This is a genomic window from Gordonia jacobaea, from assembly GCF_001186365.1.
GTDB classification, from domain to species: domain Bacteria; phylum Actinomycetota; class Actinomycetes; order Mycobacteriales; family Mycobacteriaceae; genus Gordonia; species Gordonia jacobaea.
Window position 1 is genome coordinate 328,861 of sequence record NZ_LDTZ01000017.1, and the last position, 25,318, is coordinate 354,178.

At 64.4% G+C, this 25,318-nt stretch carries 23 protein-coding genes and 1 pseudogene; 17 read left to right on the forward strand and 7 right to left on the reverse strand.

The window, feature by feature from the left end; translation table 11 throughout:
- Positions 1-39: 39 nt before the first annotated feature.
- Positions 40-1,662, forward strand: coding sequence for a bifunctional 3-(3-hydroxy-phenyl)propionate/3-hydroxycinnamic acid hydroxylase MhpA (gene mhpA, locus ABW18_RS12700; RefSeq protein ID WP_049699310.1), 1,623 nt, complete (start codon positions 40-42; stop codon positions 1,660-1,662).
- Positions 1,663-1,671: 9 nt separating this feature from the next.
- Here the strand turns inward: mhpA and ABW18_RS12705 are convergent, their stop codons facing one another.
- Positions 1,672-3,168 carry a PucR family transcriptional regulator gene (locus tag ABW18_RS12705; RefSeq protein ID WP_049699311.1) on the reverse strand — a complete coding sequence of 499 codons (1,497 nt, stop codon included), beginning with the start codon at positions 3,166-3,168 and terminating at the stop codon, positions 1,672-1,674.
- A gap of 167 nt (positions 3,169-3,335) precedes the next feature.
- Here ABW18_RS12705 and ABW18_RS12710 point away from each other — a divergent pair, with 167 nt between their 5' ends.
- The 5 genes from ABW18_RS12710 to ABW18_RS12730 all read left to right on the forward strand — a co-directional run bounded on the left by ABW18_RS12710 (position 3,336) and on the right by ABW18_RS12730 (position 8,342).
- Positions 3,336-4,835, forward strand: coding sequence for a purine-cytosine permease family protein (locus ABW18_RS12710; RefSeq protein WP_049699312.1), 1,500 nt, complete (start codon positions 3,336-3,338; stop codon positions 4,833-4,835).
- The gene (speB, locus tag ABW18_RS12715; protein WP_049699313.1) at positions 4,835-5,821 is read left to right on the forward strand and encodes an agmatinase; all 987 of its coding nucleotides are present in this window, start codon (positions 4,835-4,837) and stop codon (positions 5,819-5,821) included. The genes ABW18_RS12710 and speB overlap by 1 nt, the downstream gene beginning before the upstream one ends.
- On the forward strand, positions 5,818-6,960 hold the full coding sequence (locus ABW18_RS12720; protein ID WP_200903258.1) for an alcohol dehydrogenase catalytic domain-containing protein: 1,143 nt from the start codon (positions 5,818-5,820) through the stop codon (positions 6,958-6,960). Before speB ends, ABW18_RS12720 begins: the two co-directional genes overlap by 4 nt.
- A gap of 45 nt (positions 6,961-7,005) precedes the next feature.
- Positions 7,006-7,389, forward strand: a complete 384-nt coding sequence (locus ABW18_RS12725; RefSeq protein WP_049699314.1) for a YybH family protein — start codon at positions 7,006-7,008, stop codon at positions 7,387-7,389.
- A gap of 221 nt (positions 7,390-7,610) precedes the next feature.
- Positions 7,611-8,342 (forward strand): DUF1206 domain-containing protein, encoded by a 732-nt coding sequence (locus tag ABW18_RS12730; protein WP_049699315.1) that lies wholly within the window; start codon positions 7,611-7,613, stop codon positions 8,340-8,342.
- 51 nt (positions 8,343-8,393) lie between these two features.
- On the opposite strand, the gene ABW18_RS12735 is transcribed toward ABW18_RS12730, so the two are convergent.
- Positions 8,394-9,047, reverse strand: a complete 654-nt coding sequence (locus ABW18_RS12735) for a hypothetical protein (protein ID WP_049699316.1) — start codon at positions 9,045-9,047, stop codon at positions 8,394-8,396.
- 124 nt (positions 9,048-9,171) lie between these two features.
- Here ABW18_RS12735 and ABW18_RS12740 point away from each other — a divergent pair, with 124 nt between their 5' ends.
- The 5 genes from ABW18_RS12740 to ABW18_RS12760 all read left to right on the forward strand — a co-directional run bounded on the left by ABW18_RS12740 (position 9,172) and on the right by ABW18_RS12760 (position 13,039).
- Positions 9,172-10,008, forward strand: coding sequence for a Cof-type HAD-IIB family hydrolase (locus ABW18_RS12740; RefSeq protein ID WP_049699476.1), 837 nt, complete (start codon positions 9,172-9,174; stop codon positions 10,006-10,008).
- A gap of 91 nt (positions 10,009-10,099) precedes the next feature.
- The gene (locus ABW18_RS12745; protein ID WP_049699317.1) at positions 10,100-10,399 is read left to right on the forward strand and encodes a YiaA/YiaB family inner membrane protein; all 300 of its coding nucleotides are present in this window, start codon (positions 10,100-10,102) and stop codon (positions 10,397-10,399) included.
- Between the two features lie 213 nt (positions 10,400-10,612).
- On the forward strand, positions 10,613-11,212 hold the full coding sequence (locus ABW18_RS12750; RefSeq protein WP_049699477.1) for a DUF6611 family protein: 600 nt from the start codon (positions 10,613-10,615) through the stop codon (positions 11,210-11,212).
- A gap of 59 nt (positions 11,213-11,271) precedes the next feature.
- Positions 11,272-11,799 carry a hypothetical protein gene (locus ABW18_RS12755; protein ID WP_152930085.1) on the forward strand — a complete coding sequence of 176 codons (528 nt, stop codon included), beginning with the start codon at positions 11,272-11,274 and terminating at the stop codon, positions 11,797-11,799.
- Between the two features lie 199 nt (positions 11,800-11,998).
- Complete coding sequence (locus ABW18_RS12760; protein WP_049699319.1) at positions 11,999-13,039, forward strand: NAD(P)-dependent alcohol dehydrogenase; 1,041 nt, start codon at positions 11,999-12,001, stop codon at positions 13,037-13,039.
- A 10-nt stretch (positions 13,040-13,049) separates the two neighbouring features.
- Here the strand turns inward: ABW18_RS12760 and ABW18_RS12765 are convergent, their stop codons facing one another.
- A complete protein-coding gene (locus ABW18_RS12765; RefSeq protein ID WP_049699320.1) occupies positions 13,050-13,907 on the reverse strand; it encodes a D-hexose-6-phosphate mutarotase in 858 nt (285 codons plus the stop codon).
- 60 nt (positions 13,908-13,967) lie between these two features.
- Between ABW18_RS12765 and ABW18_RS12770 the strand changes: the two genes are divergently transcribed.
- On the forward strand, positions 13,968-14,519 hold the full coding sequence (locus ABW18_RS12770) for a YceI family protein (RefSeq protein ID WP_049699321.1): 552 nt from the start codon (positions 13,968-13,970) through the stop codon (positions 14,517-14,519).
- Positions 14,520-14,526: 7 nt separating this feature from the next.
- Here the strand turns inward: ABW18_RS12770 and ABW18_RS12775 are convergent, their stop codons facing one another.
- Positions 14,527-15,882, reverse strand: a complete 1,356-nt coding sequence (locus ABW18_RS12775; protein WP_049699322.1) for a flavin monoamine oxidase family protein — start codon at positions 15,880-15,882, stop codon at positions 14,527-14,529.
- A gap of 118 nt (positions 15,883-16,000) precedes the next feature.
- Here ABW18_RS12775 and ABW18_RS12780 point away from each other — a divergent pair, with 118 nt between their 5' ends.
- From ABW18_RS12780 to ABW18_RS12800, 5 genes are all read left to right on the forward strand, one after another.
- Positions 16,001-17,779, forward strand: a complete 1,779-nt coding sequence (locus tag ABW18_RS12780) for an AMP-dependent synthetase/ligase (protein ID WP_049699323.1) — start codon at positions 16,001-16,003, stop codon at positions 17,777-17,779.
- Between the two features lie 36 nt (positions 17,780-17,815).
- Positions 17,816-18,955, forward strand: coding sequence for an acyl-CoA dehydrogenase family protein (locus tag ABW18_RS12785; protein ID WP_049699324.1), 1,140 nt, complete (start codon positions 17,816-17,818; stop codon positions 18,953-18,955).
- Positions 18,956-19,033: 78 nt separating this feature from the next.
- Entirely contained in the window at positions 19,034-21,199 is a 2,166-nt protein-coding gene (locus ABW18_RS12790; protein ID WP_049699325.1) for a 3-hydroxyacyl-CoA dehydrogenase NAD-binding domain-containing protein, read from the forward strand.
- A 14-nt stretch (positions 21,200-21,213) separates the two neighbouring features.
- Positions 21,214-21,825 carry a TetR/AcrR family transcriptional regulator gene (locus tag ABW18_RS12795; RefSeq protein WP_331436313.1) on the forward strand — a complete coding sequence of 204 codons (612 nt, stop codon included), beginning with the start codon at positions 21,214-21,216 and terminating at the stop codon, positions 21,823-21,825.
- Positions 21,826-21,963: 138 nt separating this feature from the next.
- Entirely contained in the window at positions 21,964-22,629 is a 666-nt protein-coding gene (locus tag ABW18_RS12800) for a TetR/AcrR family transcriptional regulator (protein ID WP_049699327.1), read from the forward strand.
- 59 nt (positions 22,630-22,688) lie between these two features.
- Here the strand turns inward: ABW18_RS12800 and ABW18_RS23490 are convergent, their stop codons facing one another.
- From ABW18_RS23490 to ABW18_RS12810, 3 genes and pseudogenes are all read right to left on the reverse strand, one after another.
- Positions 22,689-23,006 (reverse strand): AMP-binding enzyme, encoded by a 318-nt coding sequence (locus ABW18_RS23490; protein WP_270486645.1) that lies wholly within the window; start codon positions 23,004-23,006, stop codon positions 22,689-22,691.
- A gap of 174 nt (positions 23,007-23,180) precedes the next feature.
- A pseudogene (locus tag ABW18_RS23495) lies at positions 23,181-24,235 on the reverse strand (AMP-binding protein); the annotation flags it as partial.
- Positions 24,232-25,155, reverse strand: a complete 924-nt coding sequence (locus tag ABW18_RS12810; protein WP_049699328.1) for an oxygenase MpaB family protein — start codon at positions 25,153-25,155, stop codon at positions 24,232-24,234. The pseudogene ABW18_RS23495 and the gene ABW18_RS12810, both read right to left, overlap by 4 nt.
- Positions 25,156-25,318 lie beyond the last annotated feature (163 nt).

Here is a 25,318-nt window from a genome sequence, read left to right on the forward strand (position 1 = left end):
CCCACATGACCACGGCAGTTTCAGTAGCAAGGAAATGACATGTCAGACAACAGTTCAGAGCGGAACCAGGTCGGACGAACAAGCGACGTTCTCATCGTCGGAGCAGGTCCGGTGGGACTCACCACGGCGCTATATCTTGCCCAATATGGTTGGCAGGTAACCGTTCTGGAGCGTTGGCCCGCCCCGTACGCACAGCCGCGTGCTGTCCACTACGACGACGAGATCGCGCGCCTGCTTGCACGCGCAGGACTCCGAGACCGCCTCGGGGAGTTCTCCGAGGCGGCCGATACGTACGAGTGGCAGAACGCCGACCGCAACACCCTGCTGTGCTTCGACTGGAGCGGCACGGGTGAGTCGGGATGGCCACGCGCCTCGATGTTCAACCAGCCGTCGCTCGAGGCCGAACTCGTCGCAGCGGCAGAGGCGTCGGAGAACATCACCATTCGACGCGGGCACGAGGCCGTCGAGCTGACGCAATCCGACGACTCGGTCGTCGTCACCGCTCACGGACCGACCCTCAAACTGGCCAAGTTCACTGCCTCGTACGTGATCGGCTGTGATGGCGCGAACAGCTTTGTGCGCGCGCACATGCCGACGCAGATGACCGATCTCGGCTTCTTCTTCGACTGGCTGATCGTCGACGTCCTACCCCACGACGAGCGCGAGTGGAATCCGATCAATCTCCAGATCTGCGATCCAGCGCGACCGACAACCGCGGTATCGGGCGGTCCCGGTCGTCGTCGTTGGGAGTTCATGCGCATGCCGGGTGAGACTATCGACGATCTCAGCACCGAGGAAACGGCGTGGGAGTTGCTCACGCCGTGGGGTCTGAACCCCGGCAACTCCACCCTCGAGCGACACGCCGTCTACACCTTCCAGGCGCGCTGGGCAGACGAATGGCGCTCCGGGCGAATGCTTCTCGCCGGCGATGCGGCCCATCAGATGCCTCCCTTCGCAGGGCAGGGCATGTGCTCTGGCATCCGCGACGCCGCAAACCTCAGCTTCAAACTCGACCTCGTCCTGCGCGGACTCGCCGACGACGCGCTGCTCGACACCTACGGCGCCGAGCGTTCGCGACACGTCCGCCACGCGATCGACCTCTCCATCGAGTTGGGCAAGGTCATCTGCGTCACCGACCCGGCCGCGGTTGCCGAACGCGACACCTTCATGCTGAGCCAGGGCGGCGACCCCGACAAGATCCTGCCGCCGCTACCACCGGCGACGCTGACCGACGGCCTGCTGTACCGCCTTCCGGACGGGACCCCTGGACCTGGAGCAGGCAACCTCTCACCGCAGGGCCGCCTGATCTACCGCGGCACCACCGGACTGCTCGACGACGTCGTCGGAACCGGTTTCGTCCTCGCGTCGACGATCAATGCGCGTGAACTCCTCACCGACGACCAGCGCGCGCTTCTCGACAGGCTCGGCGCGAAGTTCGTGCGGTTCGTCGCGACGGAAGCCGACGTCGAATCCGATGACGACGCAGTCGATCTGGACGGGATCTACCTACCGCACATGACGGAGACCGGTCACGTCGCAGCGCTCGTCCGACCCGACCACTACCTCTTCGGAGTCGCGCGCAGCGGGGACGAGATTGGACTCGTCGTCGACGCTCTTCGTGATCAGTTGGGTTCGACGGTCGGTTCGCTGTCGGAGCTATGACGGTCCGGGTCACCCGCGCGGTGCGGCGGCCCGAGCCTTGAGGGCTAGCCAGAGCTCCATGCGGTCGTCGCCGTTGTCCATGTGACGTCCGGTGAGCGTGGAGATCCGGGCGATGCGATTGCGAACGGTATTGCGGTGCAACGAAAGCCGCGCGGCGGCAGGGTCCCAGGCGCCGTTGACGCGCAGCCATTCTTCGAGCGTGCGCAGCAGGTCGATGCGCTCGTGTCCGTCGAGTTGGTCGAGCGGTGCGAGTACGGAGTCGGCGAAACCGCGCAGAACGCGCGGCGCGGCCAGACCGAGCAGGAGCTGCACCGTGTCGCCCTCCGCGGCGCTGACGACTCGGCCGACCTGTTCGCTGACGAGTACCAGTGAGCGGGCCTGCGTCGCGGATACTGCCAGAGCATCGACCCGCACTGCGGTGCCGACCCCGACTGCGAGCCCCGGTGCGAGCGCACTGATCGTGCCGATCAGCTGATCAGACTCCGGGTGGGCGATCTCGACCATTCCGCCGTGCACACGAACCAGGCCGGGCGACAACGATGTTCGTAGTCGATACACCAACGCGTCGGTGTTGGCCGGGTCGGGTTTGATCACGGCTACCTGTACGAATGTCGACTTCCAACCCACACTCTCGGCGAGTTGCTGCGCATGTGCGGGCTTGATGGCCGAGCGCATGAGTTGTCCGAAAACCGATGCACGACGCTGTCGTTCGGGTTGCGTCGCGACGTGCCGACGTTCCACTTCCAGTGCGAGCAGCGAGACGAGCACCGTCGACGAGTGCCGCGCAACGGGATTCAACTGTGCGCCGAGTATCACGTAGGCCAACGGAACGTGGTCTCCGACAGTGTGTATCTCGAACCGTCCGTGCAGCGACCACCCCGTCAACGAGCCGGACGATTTCTCGATTGCTGTGTGCAGGATGTCTGTCGCCTCGCGCGTGACCTCCTCCGAGGTACCGGGAGTGCGTGCCAGCACGCGACCGACGCCGTCGGTCACCACACAGTCGGCCTCGCTGATATCGGCCCACACGTCGAGCAGTGCAGCCAGTGGAGTCGACGCCGTGGCGACCTGTGTGAGTCGACGATTCGCGCTCATCGCGGCCTCGAGGTCTCGACGTTCCTGTTCGGCCATGGTCGCGAACACCCACTTGGTGACAGCGATGAATGGCACGTTCCCAGGTACCTCCAGGAGGGGAACCCCGACGAGATCCGCGGCGCTGCGTAACGGCGGGGGACAATCCTGGTACGGCAGCTGAGCCCCGAGGCCGAGTGCGACGGCGGCGACGCCTCCCGCCTGGCAGTTCTCCAAATATGCGATACAGCTGGGTTCGTCCATCTCCAGCAGCAGTCCGACGGTCATCAGCAGCTCACCACCACGCAACCACTCGTGCGGCGTCACCAGCTCGGAAACGTGCGCCGAGGTGATCGGTACGTCGAGTCGGTCGTGCCCGCTCACGACGCGTAAGCCCAGCTCAGGGGCTGCCACGGCGTCGGCAACGGTGATCATGGCGCTCCTGTCGGCAGCGGTCGTCCAGACCGCTGTTGTACATATCATCCAATGGTAATAGACGCTTTGGACACTTTGACGATGTTCATGCAGGTCATCGGTGGCGCAGTCTGGACAAACCGCAACGGTGCGTAACCCAGGTCACACCCACAGCAAGGACATCCGAGATGACGGCATCTTCAAACCCGACCGCGGCGAGCGACTCCGCCGGTCGCGCTACCGCCATAGAAACGCGCTCGATCGACTACGTCCCAGACAGCGAGCGCCATGGAAAGGTCTCCCAGCAGGGGCCCTTCTGGTTCGTCGGGAACTTCCAGCCCTTCACACTGGCGCTGGGATTCGTCGGTCCCGCAATGGGTTTGTCACTGTGGTGGACGATCGTCGCGGGACTTTCCGGCATCGCCTTCGGCACACTGTTCATGGCGTTCCACGCGACGCAGGGCCCGGTTCTCGGACTGCCACAGATGATTCAGTCACGCGCGCAGTTCGGGTACCGCGGCGTGCTGCTGCCTCTGATCGGCACGTTGTTCACGTTCGTCGGGTTCAATGTCGTCGACACCGTGATCATCAAGGCTGGACTCGAGTCGATCTTCGGATGGAACTCCGTGCTCGTCGCCGTGGTGATCTCGCTCGTCGCGGCGGCCGTGGCCATCTTCGGACATGACCTGCTGCACAAGTCATTTCGCATTCTGTTCTGGGTATCGCTGCCGCTGTGGACCATCCTGACCATCGGTATCTTCGCAGGCGGTGTGCATGGCTCGATCGGTCCGTCCGGGGCGGGCGGCTTCACCCTCGTGGCTTTCCTCGTGCAGTTCTCGGTCGCGGCGTCGTACAACATCACTTATGCGCCTTACGTTTCCGACTACAGTCGGTACCTCCCGCGCGACACCAAGCCATCGTCGATCATTGCGTCGGTGTTCATCGGTGCCTCGGCATCGCCGGCTTGGTTGATCCCGCTCGGCGCGTATCTTGCAACCTATTTGGGTGCTACCGATGCACTTTCGGGTATCTACGCGGGCGGCAACCAGGTTGTCAATGGACTTGGTGGAGTACTCGCGCTTGTCGCAGCTGCAGTGCTTGTCGCCACGATGGGACTCAACGCCTACAGCGGAATGCTGACCGTTGTCACGGCCATCGACTCCATCCGCCCGATCACCCCGACGCGACGGCTGCGCGTGGTGACGATCGTCGGACTGACGGTGATCTGGCTCGTGCTGGGTCTCGCGCTCACCGACGCCACTGAATCGTTGAACACCGCGCTTCTGATCATGCTGTACCTGCTGGTTCCGTGGACGGCGGTCAACCTCACCGACTACTTCTTCATCCGGCGCGGCCACTACGTGATCGCCGATCTCTTCACACCGCACGGCGTGTACGGGACGTGGCCGTGGCGCGGCATCCTCGCTTTCCTCATCGGCATCGCCGCGGAGATCCCGTTCATGGATCTGCCCTTCTTCGTCGGACCGGTCGCCACGGCTCTGGGCGGGGTCGACATCGCGTTCGTCGTCGGGCTCGCGGTCTCCGGCCTGGCGTACGTGCTGTTCTCTCGTGGCCAGGATCGAAGTAAGGAGCTCAGCCTGATGGCAGCGCACCCGGAGGTCACAGATCCCCGCGACACCGGCGAGATTCGCGCCGAACTCGCCGTCGAAGAGAAAGAACAACACTGATGGATCAGAGTTACTCCGCGACAGCGGGTTTCATCACCACTGACGGCGGAGTCGTCGGACAGGTCGACGCCGCGCGGGTGCCGCGGTACACCGAGCCGGGCACATTCGCCCGCCTTCCGCGGTTCGATCAGGTCGACGCCGCTGACGTCAACATCCTGGGCATCCCCTTCGACACCGGCGTGAGCTATCGGCCGGGGGCACGCTTCGGACCCGCTCACATCCGAGCGTCGTCAAAGTTGTTGCGACCCTACAATCCCGCGATGGACGTATCGCCGTTCGCGACGCAGCAGGTGGTCGACAGGGGAGACCTCGCAGTCAACCCGTTCGACATCGAAGAGGCGATCAGCACGATCGACACCTCCGTCACCGCGCTGGGCGAGGACGGAGCGTCTCCACTCATCCTCGGTGGGGATCACACCATCGCGCTGCCCATGCTCCGCGCAATGCGGAAGTTGCATGGACAGCCGATCGCCGTGCTGCACTTCGACGCCCACCTCGACACCTGGGACACCTACTTCGGTGCGCCCTACACTCACGGCACTCCGTTCCGTCGCGCATCCGAAGAAGGGCTGATCGACCTCGAGCGGTCTCTGCACATCGGAATCCGCGGACCGCTCTACAGTCGTCACGATCTCGAAGATGACTCACGGCTTGGCTTTTCGATCATCCGCACCGACGACTACGAGGTCGACGGAACCCGGAGCATCATCGAACGAATGCGTCGTCGGCTGGCGGGCGGGCCAGTGTATGTCTCCGTCGACATCGATGTCCTCGACCCTGCGCACGCGCCGGGGACGGGAACACCGGAAGCCGGCGGACTGACGTCGCGAGAACTGCTCCACACGTTGCGCGCACTAGCAGGCCTACAGGTGGTCGGTGCCGACATCGTCGAGGTGTCACCCTCGTACGACCACGCCGAGATCACCGGCATCGCTGCCGCACACGTTGCCTACGAACTGCTTTCGGTTCTGGCGGCCAATCGATGACCGCAGAACTGGTGAACAACACGACGATCGAAGGTACGGATATGCACACACATGCCGCAGTGTTGCGCGGAGCCGGTGAGCCGCTCACCGTCGAACCATTGGCGCTGCGTGGCGTTGCCCGAGGCGAGGTCGCGGTTGATATCAAGGCCGTCGGAGTGTGCCATTCCGATCTGCATCTCGTGGCGGGCGACTGGCCCGTGGACGAACCCCTCGTCGGCGGTCATGAGGCATCCGGAATCGTGACGGAAGTGGGAGATGGTGTCGACGACGTGCAGGTCGGCGACCATGTCGTACTTTCCTGGTTCGTGGCATGCCGTCGGTGCCGAAACTGTCTGTCCGGCAAGGCGTGGTTGTGCACAAACACCAATGCGGTGGCAAACCGGCTACCTGACGGGTCAACGGCGACAACGACACTCGACGACGAACCGGTGTGGCCGTTCCTCGGACTCGGCGCGTTCGCCGAGCGCGTCGTCGTCCCGGCTGCCGCGGCGGTGGTCGTTCCCGACGAGCTCCCCTTCGAGATAGGCGCCTTGATCGGCTGTTCTGTCACCACGGGTATCGGAGCGGTGACGTCGACGGCAAAGGTTCCGTACGGAGCGTCCGCGGTGGTGTTCGGCTGTGGTGGTATCGGTCAGTCGATCATCCTCGGACTGCAGCTTGCCGGGGCCGATCCGATCATTGCCATCGACCTCGATCCCCGACGCCGCGCGCAGGCTGAGAATCTGGGAGCCACCGCGACGCTCGACGGATCCGATCCGAATCTCGTTGCGACGGTGCAGGAAATGACCGAAGGTGGTGCCGACTACGTCTTCGAGGCGATCGGCCGGACGTCGACCATCGAGCAGTGTCCGCCCATGCTGCGGGCGGGAGGGGTGGCGGTCTTGGCGGGTATGACAGCAATCGGCGCTCGCGCGTCGATCGATCCCTTCGACCTCGCCGACCAAGGCAAGAGCATCTTGGGCTGCAACTACGGTTCGAGCGTGCCCGCGGTGGACTTCCCCCGAATTGCGCGGCTCTACCTGTCGGGTCGACTCCCGCTCGACGCCCTCATCGGCCGCACGCGACCACTCGGTGAGGTCAACACGGCACTCGAAGATCTGCGTGCCGCCACCGGCCTTCGCACAGTTCTCATTCCGTGAACGTGCGCCAGTTTCATCATCGACCGTTCACCAACAGGAGCTCGAATGTCGCCCACTGACAACACGTCCACCCGCGCCTTGGCGGCGCTCGATCGCCTCGTCGCCGCGTTTGCCTCCAACGAGGAGTCCACCTACTTCGGATGCTGTGCCCCGACAGCACGATTCGTGTTTCCAGACACTCCGGAGGTTGCGCTCGGCGTCGAACAGTACGGAACTCTCTGGCGTGGTTGGCGTTCGGAAGGATGGCGCGTCGACAAGTGTGTCAGCACCGAGCGCGATGTGTTGATCGTGGGTGACACCGCCATCGTGACCCACCGGGTGTCGACGACGCTTGGCGACGGAACCGAGCTGAGCGAGCGCGAGACGGTGGTCTTCGACCTCGCGACCTCACCGCATCCGCTCGTCGTGCATGAGCATCTCTCAGCGTGATGACTCCATCCGGTCCAGCCGGGTGTTTTGCCGGTTTTGCCGTGCGGTGCAAACCGCCTCGGTCGACACGTTAGGATTCCTCGTGGATGCGGGTCGGCTGACTCGCGTATCGACTGAACTACTGACGGGCGGCGATCACCATCCCTACACATACGGGTAAGCAGGCCGTCCAAGAAGCGACGGATTCAGGTTGGTTTGAGGCGCTTGCGCGCGGCGGGCATGTGGTGAGCGGTTTGCTGCACCTGCTGATCGCGTACATCGTGCTGAGGCTGGCGTTCGGCGATGCGGGCAATGCAGACCAATCGGGGGCGCTCGGAATCTTTGCGTCGTCAACCGGCGGTCGAATTGCCTTGTGGCTCGCGGTGATCGCCTTCGTGGCGATGGCTCTGTGGCGTATCGCCGAAGTCATCATCGGTCCGCACCCGGCCAATCCGAAGGCCGACGACGGTGACGGTTGGCTCGATCGGGCCAAGGCGGGTGCGCTCGCTGTCGTCTATTTCGCATTCGCCTGGACGGCAGCACAATTCGCGATGGGGCACGGGCAGTCGAGTGGCCAGCAGAACGCCGGCATGAGCGCGAAATTGATGGGCTCGGGCTTCGGGAAGTTCGTGCTCGTCGTAGCAGGCATCGTCATCATTGCTGTTGGGGCGTACCACATCTACAAGGGCGTCACGAGGTCGTTCTTCGACGATCTGACCATCGACAGCAATCCTGTCGTGAATGCCACTGGCATCGTGGGTTATACGGCGAAAGGCCTTGTCCTTGTCGGAGCGGGAGTTCTGGTGATCGTTGCGGCGATCACGGCCGACCCGTCGAAAGCCACCGGCGTCGATGGTGCGGTGAAAACCGTTGCGGGATGGCCTGCCGGGCAGTTCTTCCTCGTGCTGGCGGCGATAGGCCTTGCGGCGTATGGCATCTACTGCTTCGTCATGGCGCGGTACGCGCGCATGTAATGCCCAAGCCCCGACCTCCTCAGGGGAGGCCGGGGCTGGGCGTCGGCGGTGCTATCGCGGAGTGTTGGCGCGAATGCTGTTGATGATCTTGAGGAGTTCGCCGCGCTTGGACGGCGGACCGTCGAACTGGGCGAAGGCGACGCCGTGCTCGCCGTCTGCGGTGCGGAACACGTGGGCGACTGCGACGCGGACCTTGCGGACGCCATTGAGGGTGCCGGATTGCTCTGCGTACCAGGTGGTTTCGTCGACAGCTCGCCACGCTTCACGATCGACACGTAGCTGCGAGGTGGCGCGCTTGACGTCGGTTGTGGTGCACCGGGACTCCGCACACTTCTGGTAGGCCACCAAGCCTCCGGCCGCGGTCGTCTTCGTGGTGTCCTCCTCGAAACACGTTGCTTCGCCGTTGGCCGAGACAACTGACGATCCTGCGCCGCACGACCAGTCGCCGGGAATGCCGAACGTGTACTCGATGCCTGCGAAGTCGTTGGAGATGACGTACGGACGATCCGACGGGCTGAAGTTGCTGCCCTTGACCGGCCCCGCATCGCCGTCGACGCCGCGCATCGGCGCTGACGGGTAACGCCCACCGGTATCGGCGTGGGCGGTCGCCGCGACCCCGGCGGTGGCGAGGAGTGCCGCGATACCTGCGAGCAGGGCAAGAATGGTGCGTCGGATGGCTGTTGTGTGGAGCGGTGTGGTCTTCACGTCGGGGGTCCTCTCGGGTGGCTTCTCGTAAGCAAGTACCGATTGGATGCGGCCGGACACGGAGAATGTTCCGGCCGGGTTTGCGACACCTGACTGGGACACCGAACTGCCACAATGGACCACGATGTCCACCACGATTCCGCCCGTGCCCGCTGACCTGCGCCTCGTCGTCACCGACCTCGACGGCACTCTGCTCGACGACGCCAAGCACATCCCCGACGACCTCTGGCCGCTGCTCGACGAGCTGACCAGCCGCGACATCGTGTTCAGTCCCGCGAGCGGACGCCAGGCAGCGACCCTGCTGCACCAGTTCGGTGAGGCAGTGCCCGGGCTCGTCGTGATCGCCGAGAACGGTGCGGTGGTGGCGCGGCAGAACGAGATCCTGCGGACACAACCGCTTGCCGCGAGCAGCGCCGCCGCGGTCCTCGCCCGCGCACGGTCGCTGCAGTCCGACGGCGCCGACATCGGTGTCGTGCTGTGCAGCCCGGAGGTCGCCTACGTCGAGCGGTCCGATGAGCGGTTCCTCGAACAGATCCGCCCCTACTACTACGCGAACAGAATCGTCGACGACCTCGCCGCCATCGACGCGGAACTGGTCAAGGTGGCGGTCTACGACTTCGACGGAATCGAGGACACCACCGCCCCGGCGATCTCAGGACTGCCGATCGACGCCGAAGCCGTTGTGTCCGGGCAACATTGGCTCGATGTGATGACGCGCGGCGTCGACAAGTCGCAAGCCGTTCGAGCGGTGCAGCGTCGGCTCGGAATCAGTCCGGCGCAGACGATGGTCTTCGGTGACTACCTCAACGACCTCGGGATGCTCGGCACCGCCGACTGGTCGTACGCGGTCGCCAATGCGCACCGAAGTATCCTCGACGCCGCGCGGTACGTCGCGCCGTCGAACACCGACAACGGGGTGGTGCGGACGATCCGCGCCGCACTCGACGCGGCCGGCTCCTGACCGCCCGGAAAACTCAGTCGCCCAGAACACTCAGGGGAACCGCGTAGTCCTACGCATCCGCCGCGCCTGCCGTCGCTGACACCGTTGACGCATGTCGTCCCCCAACGAAGTTCCCCAGACCGCAACCACCGCAGCCTTCTTTCTCCAAGCAGCCATCGCCTTCGCTGTCAGCCTCGCCACCGCGTGTGTCGGCATCCTCTACCTCCCGATCGACCCCTGGCAGCGCGGATTCCTCGCCATCACGCTGTTGTTCCTCACCTCCAGCACCTTCACGCTCGCCAAGGTCGTCCGTGACCGCCAAGAACTCACAACGGTCCGTGCCCGCATCGACGAAGCCCGCGTCGACAAGCTCATCGCCGAACACGACCCCTTCAACCGGGTCGCCGGATAATCCGCACTCCACCCGTCAACAATCCCCCCGACCGCCCCGGCGTCACTCGACTCCGGGGCGGTCTCATGCGTGCCGCCTGCAATTCGACTGTCAGCAACTCGACTGTCAGCATCCCGTCAAGGCTGTTCGACGCCGCGTCAAAGTCTCGTCAAAGACCAGTCAAGACACTTCCCGACGTCGAGCGCGCGGCGTAGCACTATCGGAATGACGACGATGAGTTCACACGGCTCCGAGGGATTGGGTACGGAGCGATTGGGTTCGGGGCGATTGGGTACGGAAACAACGGGTTCCGCGATCATCGACCGGCTCGCCGAGGGGCCTGCGGTGTGGGGATCGTTCAGTGCAGGCGCGGGCCGTTACGGAGTGTGCCGCTACCGCCTGGTTGTCTTCCCACCCGGTATCAGCTCGATGCAGCGTCGACGTCTGCGACTGTGGCGCGGGTGGCCGGTCTGGGGCCTGGTCGCGTGGTTGGCCGTGGCCGTCGGTCTCAGTTCCATCGGCGCGTCGGGTACGACGGTTCTCGCGACGGCCACCGCCGTGCTCGTCGTTTCGGGTGTGGCCGCGCGGCGGACCGCGGGAACTCTGCCGGGTGCCGTACGCACCGTCGACCTCACCACCATTCCGGGATACGACCTCCCCGCAGGGATGCCGACTCCCAAGTCGATCGCCGACACCCTCGCCGAATTGCGGTCCGCTGACCGTCGATTGGAGCGAGGCGTGATCGATCCTGTTGAGCACGAGCTCATCTGGCAGCACGTCTACGACTCCATTCCGCAGCGGCGCCGTCGACTCCCGCGAATGGCACGCCGATGACCCGGGCGATCCGAAACTCATCCCACATCACGCTGTACCGCAGACCAGGAGGAGATCTCATGACCATCGCGATGGAACGTGCCGCGCGGGTCTCGCGTCACCATGTCGCCGTCCGCACGTTCGGGCCGATCAATCCCGATATCGCCGCGGCGTTGGGCGACATGGGAGTGCGCGTCGACGCCGAGCCGTCGCCCGAAGCACGGATCGGACTGATCCTCGTCGACGGAGGTTCGATCAAGAGATCGACATCGCGCTTCGGACTGGACACGCTGGCACGCCCGACGCGAGCGCTGCGCAACGTCGTTGTCTCCTCGCTGACCGACCTCGTGCTCGACACCGACGTCGACCGCGTCCTGGTCGTCTGCACCCCGGGAATCGAGCCGACGGAACCGGTCATCTTCAAGCACTGGTTCGGCCAGGTGTGTGCCGACAGCTGGTATCACCTGACGATGAACGGCGGACTCCCTGCGCCGTCGATCACGTCGAAGTTGTTCTCGAACAGGGCATCATGCGACTACATCGCCAATGCGGTGACGTCGTGGTGTGGCCACGCCGAGCATCGTGCGGAGCCACGGCCGTGGCAGTGACAACGTGGTTGCGCAGTCGGTGGTCGATGAGCTCGACTGCCCGCGATCGGGCTCGGCTGGCAGCGGGTCTGCTGGGAGTGCTCGCACCCGCCGCGGACCCCACGAGCCGGGTCGGCACCCCTCATAAGCACAGTTCTTGATGGGAGAGTAAACCTGAGATCAGGGAGGGGAGTACGCCGATCCGAAAGGCAGTTCACCGATGAAGGCCGTACAGATGGTCAAAGCCGGAGCCGAACCCGAGCTCCGCGACGTTCCGAAGCCCACGCCGGGTCCGGGGCAGGTGCTCGTCAAGGTCACCGCGGCGGGCGCGTGCCACTCCGACGACTTCGTGTTGAACGCGCCGGAAGGCGCATTCCCGTATCCGCTCCCGATGACGCTCGGCCACGAGGGCGTCGGCGTGATCGCCGAACTGGGACAGGGCGTTTCGACGGTCAGCGAGGGCACGGCGGTCGCCATCTACGGCCCGTGGGGATGCGGAGTCTGCCACTTCTGTTCGCAGGGCCTCGAGAACTACTGCTCGCGGGCCGCCGACCTGCAGATCACGCCGCCCGGACTCGGACACGACGGCGCGATGGCCGAGTACGTCGTCGTCGACGACCCGCGGCACCTCGTCCCCATCGGTGACCTCGATCCCGCCACCACGGTTCCGCTCACCGACGCCGGCCTCACGCCCTATCACGCGATCAAGGCGTCGTTGAGCAAGCTTCTCGGCGGCACAACCGCCGTCGTGATCGGCTCAGGCGGCCTGGGGCACGTCGCCATCCAGATGTTGCGGCATCTCACCCCGGCGCGGGTCATCGCGCTCGACGTCACGCAGGAGAAGCTCGATTTCGCCAAGCAGGTCGGTGCGCACGAGGCAGTACTCAGCGACGCCGACGCCGTCGAGAACGTCCGCAAGATCACCGGGAAGGACGGAGCGACAGCCGTTTTCGACTTCGTCGGATATCAGCCGACGATCAACACGGCGATGGGTGTCGTCGGCACGATGGGTGACGTCACGATCGTGGGACTCGGCGACGGAAAAGCAGCCGCGAGTGTTGGCTTCTGGTCACAGCCCTACGAGGTGTCGGTCCGCACGCCCTACTGGGGCGCCCGTGCGGAGCTGATCGAGGTCCTCGACCTCGCGCGCGACGGCGTCCTCGACGTCGCGGTGGAGCGGTTCAGCCTCGACGACGGCGTGGCGGCGTACCGCAAGCTCGCTGCCAACGACCTGCGCGGACGAGCGGTCGTCGTTCCGTAAAGCCTAAGCCTCACTCCAGAGCGATCGTCTGCCACATCTCGACGGTCGCGCCTGCAGCGACGGTGAGGAGATCCGGACCGGCGTTCGCCGTCTCGACGCACACGAACTCGCGCCAGTGCGGCCCGACGTCGGCCATCCCGGAGGCGACGTCGGGCCCCGGGTTCCACACGACGGCGGTGCGCGCGCTATCGCCGGTCACGCGGATGGTCCGGCCAAGACCCGGGTCGACCAGCCGGTAGGTTCCACCCGCATCGGGGTAGAGCCGGTCGCTGCGCGGCACGTCGTCAGGGAGGCGCCAGTCGCCCTCCTGGGTCTTGACCTTCAGGTCGTCGAACTTGTCCTCGTACGACTTACCCGAGAGTCCCTCCACGTGGACGTCGGTGGCATCCGAGACACGCAGGTAGTTGTGCAGCGCCTCGGTGAGCACCGCGGGCTCGTCGGCGAGGTTCGTGGTGCGCACACCGATCTCCAGCGTCGTGCCCACGCGCACGATCAGCTCCAGGCGCAGCGTGAGCTGCTCGAGTCCCTGCGGTGCCAACCGCACCTGCGTCACGTCGTCAGCAAGAACCTCGGTGTCGACGACCTGCCACGTCGCGGTGCGCGCGTAACCGTGCGAGGGCACGTCACCGGTCTGGTTCTCCTTCCCGAAATACGGCCAGCACACGGGAATGCCACCACGGATGGGAGTCGGCGGCCTCGCGGCCAGCGGCGATACCCACAGCACGTCGTCGGCTCCGGTCGGACGGTAGGAGAGCACCTGCCCACCGAAGATCGAGATCGCCGCGGTGGCGTGCGGCGTCGTCACGAGCCACGCGTCGAATCCGAATGCTGTCCCGAGCACGACTCCCTGACTTTCCGATGCAGTCACATCGACAACCTTGGCACAGCAGAAGCGCCTAGGGTGGTCGTCGACACTCGAGGAGGCGCAATGGCGCAGGAGTCATGGCAATTCGGCCCGGCCAACGGGACGCTGATCCTTCACACCGGTGTGACCGGTCCGGCATCGCGAACAGGTCACCGATTGACCATCGAGATGCAGCAGTGGTCGGCGTCAGTCGGTCTCAGCGACGGCGTGCCGTCCGACGTGTCCGCCTCGATCGACGTCGACTCGCTGACCGTCGTCTCCGGTGAGGGCGGGGTCACGCCGCTGACCGGGCCGGAGAAGTCTCTCGCCAGAAGTAATGCGCTCAAGTCGCTCAACGCGTCGAAGTCGCCGACGATCACCTACGACGCCGCGTCGATCACGACCATCGAGGCGGGCTATCGCATAGACGGGACGCTCTCGATCAACGGCAAGCAACGTCAGCATCCGCTCGACGTCGAGGTTGCCGACGCGGACGGGAAGCGCACCGCCACAATCGAAACCACAGTTTCCCACCGCGACTTCGGGCTGAAGCCGTACTCGATGATGATGGGGGCGCTCAAGGTCGACGACGAGGTGCGCGTGACCATCAACGTCGAGCTACCGGCAGATCACTGAGAGTTATTCAGCGCGACCACAGTTCGGCGACCTGCACGTCGCGCCCGAGAATGTTCGACGCCGCTCTGCGTCCCGACTCGAGCGCAGCGGTGACCGTTGCCGGGTCGTCGGTCCACGTGGCCTCGCCCGCCAGATGCACGACGCCCCCGCCCAGCGGTGTCGCCAGCACGTCGTGGTCGGCTGTCGTCGAGCCGACGGTCATGTATGCGTAGGAACCATGCGCGAAAGGGTCATCCTGCCAACGGGTTACGTCGATGCGAGTCGGCTCGGGGACAGCGTCGCCGTAGATTTCGCGCAGCGATTCGAGGACCGATGCCGCGATGTCCTCGTCGCTCCACTCGCGAACCGCGCGAGCGCAGGGGCCGGCGGCGAAGGTGAGCAGCGTCGGCTCGCCGTGAAGTGCGGAGAGGTCGTACCAGGAGTGCCACCACTTGGCGGCCGGTCCCTGTCGGCGAATCGCATACACCCCGTCATCCCAGAACTTCGATTCGAACCGCAGGAACACCTTCTCGAACGCATTCATCTCCAGCCGATCCAACGCTCCCGCAACAGGTTCCGATAGTGGCGGATCAAAGGTCAGCGTGCCGGACTTGAGAACACCGACGGGTACCGTCACGACGACGCGTGCGGCCGACGTCTCCTTGCACGCGGCATCGATCACGGTGACACCGTTCTCGTCCCAATGGATCTGAGCGACAGAACGATTGAGTGTCACCGAGAGCCCGTCTGCCAGGTGGGTGGCCAGCTGGTCGTAGCCGTCGGGAAACACGACTTCGTCGCCATCCGTCTCGTCGTCGTCGAGTCCGTGGGCATCGAGCTCGTCGATCCACACGCCGTACTGTTCTTCGGTGCGGTGACGCGCGAACTCTCGAACACGTTGTGCTCGTGCGTCATCCCAACCGAGAGCGGTGAGCGTCGTTTCCGTCGCCTCGCCGTACGACACCCCGGCGCCGATCGTTGCGACGAACTTCGACAGTGCGTCGTCGAAGGCATGCACGTCGGCAGCGAAGGCGGCAACGGCGTCGTCGTCGAGTCGTCTGCCGTCAGGGTCGTAGTAGGCGATCGGCCGACTGTCGGGTTGGTAACTGCCAACCGTGAATTCGACGGTGCGCATGCCGAAGGCCTCGGTGACGGCGTGCAGCGGGGCGTCGTTGATTCCGTGAATCCACGAGGCGCCACGATCGGTCACCGTGCCACCCGATCGGTCGCTGTGCACGCGTCCGCCGATCCGGTCACGCGCTTCGAGAACAGTGACCCGCCGACCGGCGCGGGTGAGTAGTCGGGCTGCGGTCAAGCCCGCGATCCCCGCCCCGACGACGACGGTGTCGTAGTCGAGTGGCGATCCGGCCCGTGAGGTCTCCATGAGATCGGTCTACACCGCGACGCGAGGTGGGGCCACCGCAGCGTCGACCGAGTTATTGACATCCCGCCAACGAGCCTCGATGATTGTTGGCGCGACGCCAAATAGAGTGAGGACGACGATGACCGGTACCCCGAAACCAGACACCCTGTGCACGCACTTTCAGCGCCGTGTGGTCGACCATGCGGATCGGGTGGCCATCCGCACCGCTGACGGCACGACGTCGTTGACCTGGGCGCAGTACGGGCGGCGCGTGCGCGAGGTGGCTGCAGGTCTCGCCGCACTCGGGGTCACACGCGGCGACACCGTCGGCATCATGCTCACCAACCGACCCGAGTTCCACATTGTCGACGCCGCGGCGATGCACCTCGGCGCTGTGACCTTCTCGGTCTACAACACCAACGCCGCCCCGCAGATCGCCTACCTCTTCCACAACGCCGAGCCGTCGGTCGTCATCACCGAGACGCAGTTCCTCGAGAGGGTCGTCGAGGCGGGGGACGGCTCCGCCGCCGTCGTGGTCGTCGACGCGCCGAATGGAACCGCGGGCGTCACGACCCTCGCCGAACTGATCGCCGCGCCCGCACCGGCCGACTTCGACTTCGACGCCGCGTACCAGCGGGTCGAACGCTCAGACGTGCTCACGCTGATTTACACGAGCGGCACCACCGGCAACCCCAAGGGCGTCGAACTCACGCACGCCAACCTGCTCTACCAACTCGAGGTGATCACCGATGTGATCGGCGACCTGTCTGACGGCCGCGTCATCTCGTACCTGCCCGACGCTCACCTCATCAACCGGTGGATCTGCCAGTACGCACCCATGTACTTCGGCATCACGGTCACCGACCTCCCCGACACGAAGCAACTCGTCGGGACGCTTGGTCAGGTCCACCCGACGTTCTTCGTCGCCGTTCCCATGCTCTGGTACAAGATCAAGGGCAGCATCGAGACGACGCTCGACGCCGAGCCGGGAATCAAAGGCGCACTGGCCACGTGGGCTCTCGCGGCAGGCAAGAAGAAGGCTGCGGCGACGGTCGGCGGACGGCGACTCGGCCTGCGCGACACCATCGCCGCGGCGATCGCCGACAAGCTGGTGCTGTCGAAGCTACGTGCAAAGCTCGGCATGGATTCGCTCGTCGCCGCCGTCTCCGGCGCCGCACCGGTCGACGTGGCGGCGCTCGAATTCATGCTCGCACTGGGCATCCCGGTGATGGAGGCGTGGGGCATGTCGGAGACGTCCGCGGTCACCACGGTCAACCCGGTCGCCCGACCGCGCTACGGAAGCGTCGGTACGGCAATTCCGGGCACCGAGGTGACACTCGCGTCCGACGGTGAGGTGATGGTGCGCGGCGGAGGCGTGATGCGCGGCTACCGCAACGATCCAGAGCGAACCGGCCAGACACTCGACGCCGACGGCTGGGTGCACACCGGTGACATAGGGACGCTCGACGCCGACGGCTTCCTGACGATCGTTGACCGCAAGAAGGAGTTGATCATCAACTCCGGCGGAAAGAACATGTCACCGTCGAATATCGAGGGCGCGCTCACCGCGGCCAGTCCACTGATCGGCAGCGTCGTCGCCATCGGCGACAATCGCCCGTACGTGTCGGCCTTGATCACCCTCGACCCCGATGCGGTGGCAGCTTTCGGTCAGAAGGCCGGCATCGTCGACGTCCGACCAGAAGTGCTCGCACTGCACCCGACGATCCTGGGCATGATTGAAACTGCAGTGGCGCAGGCCAACTCGCGCCTGAGCCGCGTCGAACACATCCGCGCGTGGCAGGTGTTGCCGACGTACTGGGCCCCGGGTGGCGACGAGCTCACGCCGACGATGAAGCTCAAGCGTTCACCGATCGCCAAAAAGTATGCCGACGAGATCGACGCGCTCTATCAGCGCTGAACGCGCTCCCGACCAGCACCACGAAGGCAGACCACGATGACAAACGATCTGACAACCGAACTCGCCGACCTCACTGCGCTCGCCCGCGAGTTCTTCACCAAAGAGGTTGCGCCACGCCACGAGGAGTTCGCGGCGGCCGGTCAACCCGACCGTGCGCTCTACCGTCGCGCGGGCGAACTCGGTCTGCTCGGCATGTCGATCCCCGAGGAATACGGCGGTGGCGGAGCGACATTCGCGCACGAGGCCGTACTCTTCCGCGAGCAGGCCCGCGGCGCCGACCTTTCCATGCAACTCGGTGTGCACTCCGGGATCGTTCCCCACTACCTGCTCTCGTACGCGAACGAGGAACAGAAGAAGCGGTGGATTCCCAAGCTCGTCTCGGGTGAGTGGATCGGTGCCATCGCCATGACCGAGCCGGGAACCGGGTCGGATCTGCAGGCCATCAGCACACGCGCGGTGCGCGACGGTGACGAGTATGCCATCACGGGCGCAAAGACTTTCATCTCCAACGGCGCAACCTGCGACCTGCTGATCATCGCGGCCAAGACCGACCCGGAGCTCGGCGCCAAGGGCTTGTCACTGCTCGTTGCCGAAGTAGGCGACAACCCAGCGGGTTTCGAGCGTGGACGCAAGCTCAAGAAGATCGGCCAGAAGGGACAGGACACCACGGAGCTCTTCTTCAACGGCCTGCGCGTGCCCGCGACGCATCTGCTCGGCGGCACGGAGGGGACCGGCTTCGTCCAACTGATGCAGCAACTCCCGCAGGAGCGACTGATCGTCGGCGTCGCTGCGCTCGGCGTCGTCGAAGCAGCGTACGAGCTGACGCTCGAGTACGTGCGTGAGCGCCACGCCTTCGGCAAACCGCTGTTCGCACTGCAGAATACGCGGTTCGAGCTCGCCGACATCGCCACCACCGTCGAGGTGATGCGCGCCTTCGTCAACGATGCCATCGACAAGCACGTGCGTGGCGAACTCGACGTCAAGGGCGCCGCCATGATCAAACTGTGGTGCTCGGAGCAGCAGACGCAGGTCGTCGACCGGTGCCTGCAGTTGCACGGCGGCTACGGCTACATGGAGGAGTACCCGATCGCGCGGCTCTTTGTCGACGGTCGCATCGCGAAGATCTACGCGGGAGCCAACGAGGTCATGAAAGACCTCATCGCGCGCAGTCTCTGACTCTGCAGTCTCTAGCTCGGCCGCGATCTGATTCACACACTCACAAAGGCGAAACCCTTGACCGACTTGACCACTCACATGTCCGGCATCATCGGCTGGGACGTCGACGCGGACGGCATCGTCACGGTCACCATCGACGACAAGACCCAGTCGACCAACACGATGACCGACGACATGGCCGCGGCTCTGCGCAGCTCCGTCGAACGCCTTGAGCATGAGAAGGATTCGATCACCGGCGTGATCATCGCGTCGGGCAAGGACACGTTCTTCGCGGGCGGCGACCTCAACCTGCTGATGACCGCGGGCCCCGATGACATCGAAGCCATCTCGGCAGGGCTCGACCATTACAAGGAGACGTTCCGCAGACTCGAAACCCTGGGTAGGCCTGTGGTCGCGGCGATCAACGGCACAGCACTCGGAGGCGGATTCGAGGTCGCGTTGGCGGCGCATCGTCGAATTGCATTGGACGCCAGAGGAAGCCTGCTCGGCCTCCCCGAGGTCACGTTCGGGGTGCTGCCCGGCGCCGGTGGTGTGACACGCGTCGTGCGCATGCTCGGGGTGGTCGACGCGATGCTCAACGTGGTGGGCCAGGGGCAGCGGATGAAGCCGCGCAAGGCATTACAGGTCGGGGTGATTGACGAGGTCGTCTCAACCCGAGAAGAGATGTTCGACGCCGCACGCACCTGGATCAAAGCCAACCCCGACGCCGCGCAACCGTGGGACCGCAAGGGATTTCGCATTCCGGGTGGCACGCCGTCGTCGCCCGCACTTGCGGCCAACCTGCCCGCATTCCCCGCGACACTGCGCAAGCAACTCAAGGGCTCGCCGATGAACGCCCCGATCTCGGTGCTGGCCGCCGCAGTCGAGGGCGCGTCGGTCGACATCGACACCGCCTTCACCACCGAGACGCGCTACTGCGCGCGACTGATCTGTGGTCAGATCTCGGCCAATATGATCAAGGCCCTCTTCTTCGACCTGGGCAAGGTCAACAAGGGAACCGCCCGCCCCGCCGACGTTCCGGTACGCAAGGCCACCAAGGTCGCCGTCCTCGGCGCGGGCATGATGGGCGCGGCTATCGCGTATGTCACCGCGCAGGCAGGAGTCGACGTCGTGCTGCGCGACGTCACGATCGAAGGCGCGAAACGCGGCAAGGACTACTCCCGGCGAATCCTCGACGCCAAGGTCGCCAAGGGCCGCCTCGACGAGGAGAGTCGCGATCGAGTCCTCAACCGAATCCTGGCCACCGACAACATCTCCGACGTCAAGGGTGCCGACCTCGTCGTCGAGGCCGTGTTCGAAGATGTCGAACTCAAGAAGAAGGTTCTCGCCGAGGTCGAAGGCTACGTCGCCGACGATGCCCTGCTCGCGTCGAACACCTCGGCACTGCCCATCGCCGAGATGGCAGGTGCGGTGACCCGACCTTCCGACGTGATCGGCCTGCACTTCTTCTCACCGGTCGACAAGATGCCGCTCGTCGAGATCGTCGTCGGACCGCAGACCTCAGACGAATCACTCGCTCGTGCACTGGATTTCACGAAGCAGATCCGCAAGACGCCCATCGTCGTGCAGGACACGTACGGCTTCTACGCCAATCGGGTCATCGCGAAGTTCGTCGACGAGGCGCTCTCGCTCGTGGCCGAGGGCATGCATCCCGCCAGCGCCGAACAAGCTGCGCTGCAGGCGGGTTTCCCGGCCGGCGCGTTGACTTTGTTCGACGAGATCAACATGAAGACCATCGCGAAGATCCGTGCGGGATTCATCGCCGACGCCGCTGCGCGGGGCGTCGAATTCGTACCCAGTGCGTCGTATCCGTTGGTGGACAGGATGCTCGAGGAGTTCGATCGCCCGGGTCGCCTGGAAGGCCGCGGGTTCTACGACTACGACGGTCCCGGTGGAAAGCGACTGGGACTGTGGCCACACCTCGCGGAGCTCTACACGAGGTCCGACGTCGAGATCCCGTTCGAGGATGCGAAAGAACGGATGCTCGTCGCCGCGGCACTGGAGGCGTTCGCCTGCTACGACGAGGGCACCATCGGGTCGGTGGCCGAGGCCAACGTCGGCTCGATCATGGGTATCGGGTATCCGGCGTGGACCGGCGGTGCGCTGCAGTACATCAATCAGTATCCGGGCGGGATGGGCGGATTCGTTGCGCGCGCAGACGAGCTCCGTGCGCGCTACGGCGACAGATTCGTCGTCAGTGAGGCTCTGCGCGCCCGTGCGGCAGACGGCAGCGAGCTTGTGTGACAACATCACACACTGTGACCACCGCAGATGAACCGCGTTGGCGCAGACTCGGCCCCGACGCCAGGCGCAATGAAATCCTGGCTGTCGCCATCCGGATGTTCGGTGAGCAGCCCTACGCGACGGTGCAGATGGCCGAGCTCGCCCGTGAGGCCGGAGTGGCGCGCGGGCTGCTGAACCACTATTTCGGCACCAAGCGCGACCTCTACGTCGAAGTCGTGCGTGCCATGATGATCGTGCCCGAGATCGACACGGTGAATCTGCCGGGCGGCACCCTGCGCGAGCGGGTCGAGGCCTCGGTCGACTGGCTGATGACCGTCCTCGACACCCACGGAAAGACGTGGCTGGCCGTCGGCGTGGAGGGGATCGGCGACGACCCGCAGATCGCGGCGATCCTCAACGAGGCCGACGATCGCGCGGCCCAACGCGTGCTCGACGCTATCGGTTTCGACGGGTCGGGCAGCGAGCACCAGGTGGCGCTCGCCGTGTTCCGGAGCTGGGGCGGCATGATGAAGGCCACCGCCCGTGAATGGGTCGATCGAAAGACGCTCTCCCGCAAGCAGGCTCGCACGATTCTCGTCGAGACGCTCGTCCCGCTCGCCGAGCGGGTCATGTCGGGTTCTGTCTGAACTCGCAATCGGCGGGGGAGCGGTCGGTTACGTGGCTGTGCCGGGTGATCCTCGTGGATTGTGAACCTAGCTAGACTAGATGCTGAAAAGACATCGACTATCGACGGTTAGGCTCTGGCTGGTGGGCATTGTACGAGGGTGGCGACGGTGAGCTCGTCTGTCGTCGGGAATCCACACTGGCGGAGTGTTGATCCGCCGAAGCTGTCACCGATCCTGGTGCACGCTTTGGATGCGTTCTATGAGAACGGCTTCCATGGAACCTCGGTGCGAGAAATTGCTCAGCGGGTAGGCGTGACGATCCCGGCTCTGTACTACCACCACGGTAGTAAGGAGGGTATTTTGCTCGCCCTCCTGGAGTACTCCACGAGCGATGTTCTGGCTCGCGCTCACTCCGCGAAAGCGGATGGGCGCGATGATCCGGCGCAACAATTATCCAATGTCATCGAGGCAATTGTCCTCCGCATGACCACGCGTTCCCGGCTGGCGGCACTCGAAGGTGAGGTTCGATACCTCAGTCCGGAGAACCTCCTCCGGTATCGAGTCGTCCGCAAAGGAATCGAAGAGCTCGTACTCGGCATTATCGAGGATGGGAACGAGCGAGGAATTTTCTACACGGCAGACCCCGCTGAATCCGCCCGCGCCGTCCTGGCTATGTGCCAGTCGATCCCACGGTGGTACCACGCTGAGGGGAACATGGCGCCGGAGGTCGTTGCCGCCAAGTACTCAGAAATTGCCCTGACAGCTGTTGGCTATGTTTCTGCGGCAGCCAAACCACGTAAGCGAGCACCCTCGACGCCTACGTAGCCGTCACTGAACCCAAGCGCGGCAGTTCGCATTCACCGTCACTCGTCGAAACGTGGAGACTAACTCGTCGAGACTTGTTGGGCGTACTGGTTGCGCAGTTCACGCTTCAGGATCTTGCCCGTTGCTCCCAGCGGAAGGGCATTCGCGATGTCGATCGACTTGGGACATTTGTAGCCGGCGAGACGATCGCGAGCGAACGCCATCAGGTCGAGAGGCTCGATCATCTGTCCGGGTGCGGCGATGACCACGGCTTTGACTGCTTCTCCCCACACCGGATCAGGAACACCGATGACGGCTACTTGGGAGACACCTGGGTAATCGGCGATGACCGACTCGACTTCGATCGGATAGACGTTCTCCCCGCCGGTGATGATCATGTCCTTGATCCGGTCGGTGATGAAGAGATAGCCGTCCTGATCGAATCGTCCTACATCACCGGTGTGAAACCAACCGTCGTTGTCGATCGCCTTCGCGGTTTCCTCGGGTCGGTGAAAGTAGCCGACAGTGTTCTGCGGGGACCGCACACAAATCTCTCCGGATTCGTCGATATCCGCAGGCTCCGTCGAATATGGACGCACTATTCGTAGCTCCACCCACGGGTACGGTTTTCCGACGGAGCGCAGAAGGTGCACTCGGTCACCCGCGGTGGTGTGGTCATCGGCGTCGAGCTGGGTAATGGCGCCGTGGGTCTCGGTGAGTCCGTACACCTGGAACAGTGGCCGTCCGAAAGTGGCCAGCGCGCGCTTGAGTAACGCCGGGGTGATCGGTGAGGAGCCGTAGGCGATCGAGCGCAACGCCGTGAAGTCTCGTGTCGCTGCGCCGGGAACCTCCACCATCATTCCGATTACCGATGGAACCAGGAAGGTGTTGGTAATGCGGTATTGCTCGAAGGTGTCGAGTAGCGACTCCGGGGTGAAATCGCGCACGATGATGTTGTGGGCGCCGTAAGCAATGCCGACGAGCGCAAATCCAAGGCCGCCGATGTGGAACAGTGGCATCGCACACAAACTCACCGAGGAGGAGTCGAATCCCCACGGGCCGCCGGAACGAGTACAGGCACCGAGATTCCTGTTGGAGCTGAGCACACCCTTCGGTTTGGCGGTGGTGCCTGAGGTATAGAGCTGGAGCACGATGTCGTCGTCGTCGCCCACCCACCCGGGATCGGTGTCGTCAGCGGCGGCGATGAGGGCCTCGTAGTCGCTGTCTTCCTCACCGTCGATGACCACGAACTGGGTGAGCGAGGGTACCTGGGTTCGCAGCTGAGCTACCGTATCGCCGAAAGTGCTGTCGTAGAACAAGATTTGAGCTTCGCAGTCGTCGAGGACTTCGGCGAGTTCGCCCGCCGTGAGCCGCAGTTGACGGGAACGGTGACCGCGCCAACCTTGGCGCTCGCGAACAGTACTTCGACCACCTGCACTGAACTGCGGTCCAGGACAGCCACTCGAGATTGAGGGCCGATCCCGCGCTGCGCAAGCACGTTGGCGAGACGGTTGGTGCGCTGATCGAGTTCGCCGTAGGTCAGTGAACTCCCGCGACCGGTCAGGGCAGGAGCGTCGGGGCGTTCGAGTGCATGGCGACGGGGTTCGTCAGCGAGGCGGTAGGTCATCGGATGGTGTGTCCTTGCTTCTCGTCACTCGTGGTCTTGTGTTGCACGGTCTTGTGCTGCACGGGACAGGTTTTGGGGAAGGTTCCGAGTTGGTCGACTTGGTATCCGTCGGGGTAACTGCGGATGTTGGGAAGGTCGCGGGCGAACTTGGGGGTGCTGCGAGGCGGGAAGAAGCGGAGGATGCGGGCGCGAACCTTGAGTGCGCCGATTGACAGGATCCGTTCGATGCGGGCGGGACGGCGGTAATGGAACGCGTCCAGGAGGGGGTCGTCCATCAGAGCCCAGGCGAAGTGCTTGACCGCGACGGCGGGGGCGAAATTGTTTGGGGGGAACGTGCATAGCAGGTTCAGTGTGGAGTCGGCGACAGCTCGAGCGCCGGCGTCGTACCTGAAGTGCGCGCGCTCGTAGGCATCCATGAACAGGGCGAAGTCGTCCCAGGTGACGGGGATCTGCTTGATTCCCATGTACCGGCCGAGTTCGCGGTAGTAGTTGGTCGAACCTGCGATTTCGTTGGCAGTGAGTTTGCGCCAGCCGTACTGGTCTATCCAGCGGACGGGGGTGACTATGAAGGTGGCCAGGACGTAGAGCATGTCGTCGTTGCTGATGTCGTAGGCGCCGTGCTTTTGGTTCATCCGGCGAATGCCGGAGCGTCCCTCGGTGCTTGTGATGCCGTGTTCGAGGACGGCGTCGAGGATCAGGCCGGTGTCGTCGTAGCGTTTTTGCGTTCTGCTGGTGAACTCGTCGGTTCCGAACAACAAGCTGCCGACGGACGGCACGGCGTAGGTGCGAAACAGCGCGAAGCTGAGCGCCTGGTTGATGTCCCAGGGAAATTCCTGTGTCGCGAGAATGCGATAGATCTCCTCGTATTGCGTGTCGGGATCGAGGTGATCGGTGCGGTGACGCAGTTCGTAGCGCTTCATCTGGTGTTCTCCATTGGACGACGGCACGACGCCGGATGTGTGACCGGCAACACACGCTAGCTTAGCGATCGATAACTACGCGTGTCTAGGCCACGGCTGGTCTCCGACATCCCCGATGCGTTGACAGCCGCGCGCCGCATGCCTAAGTTACTTAACGTTCGCT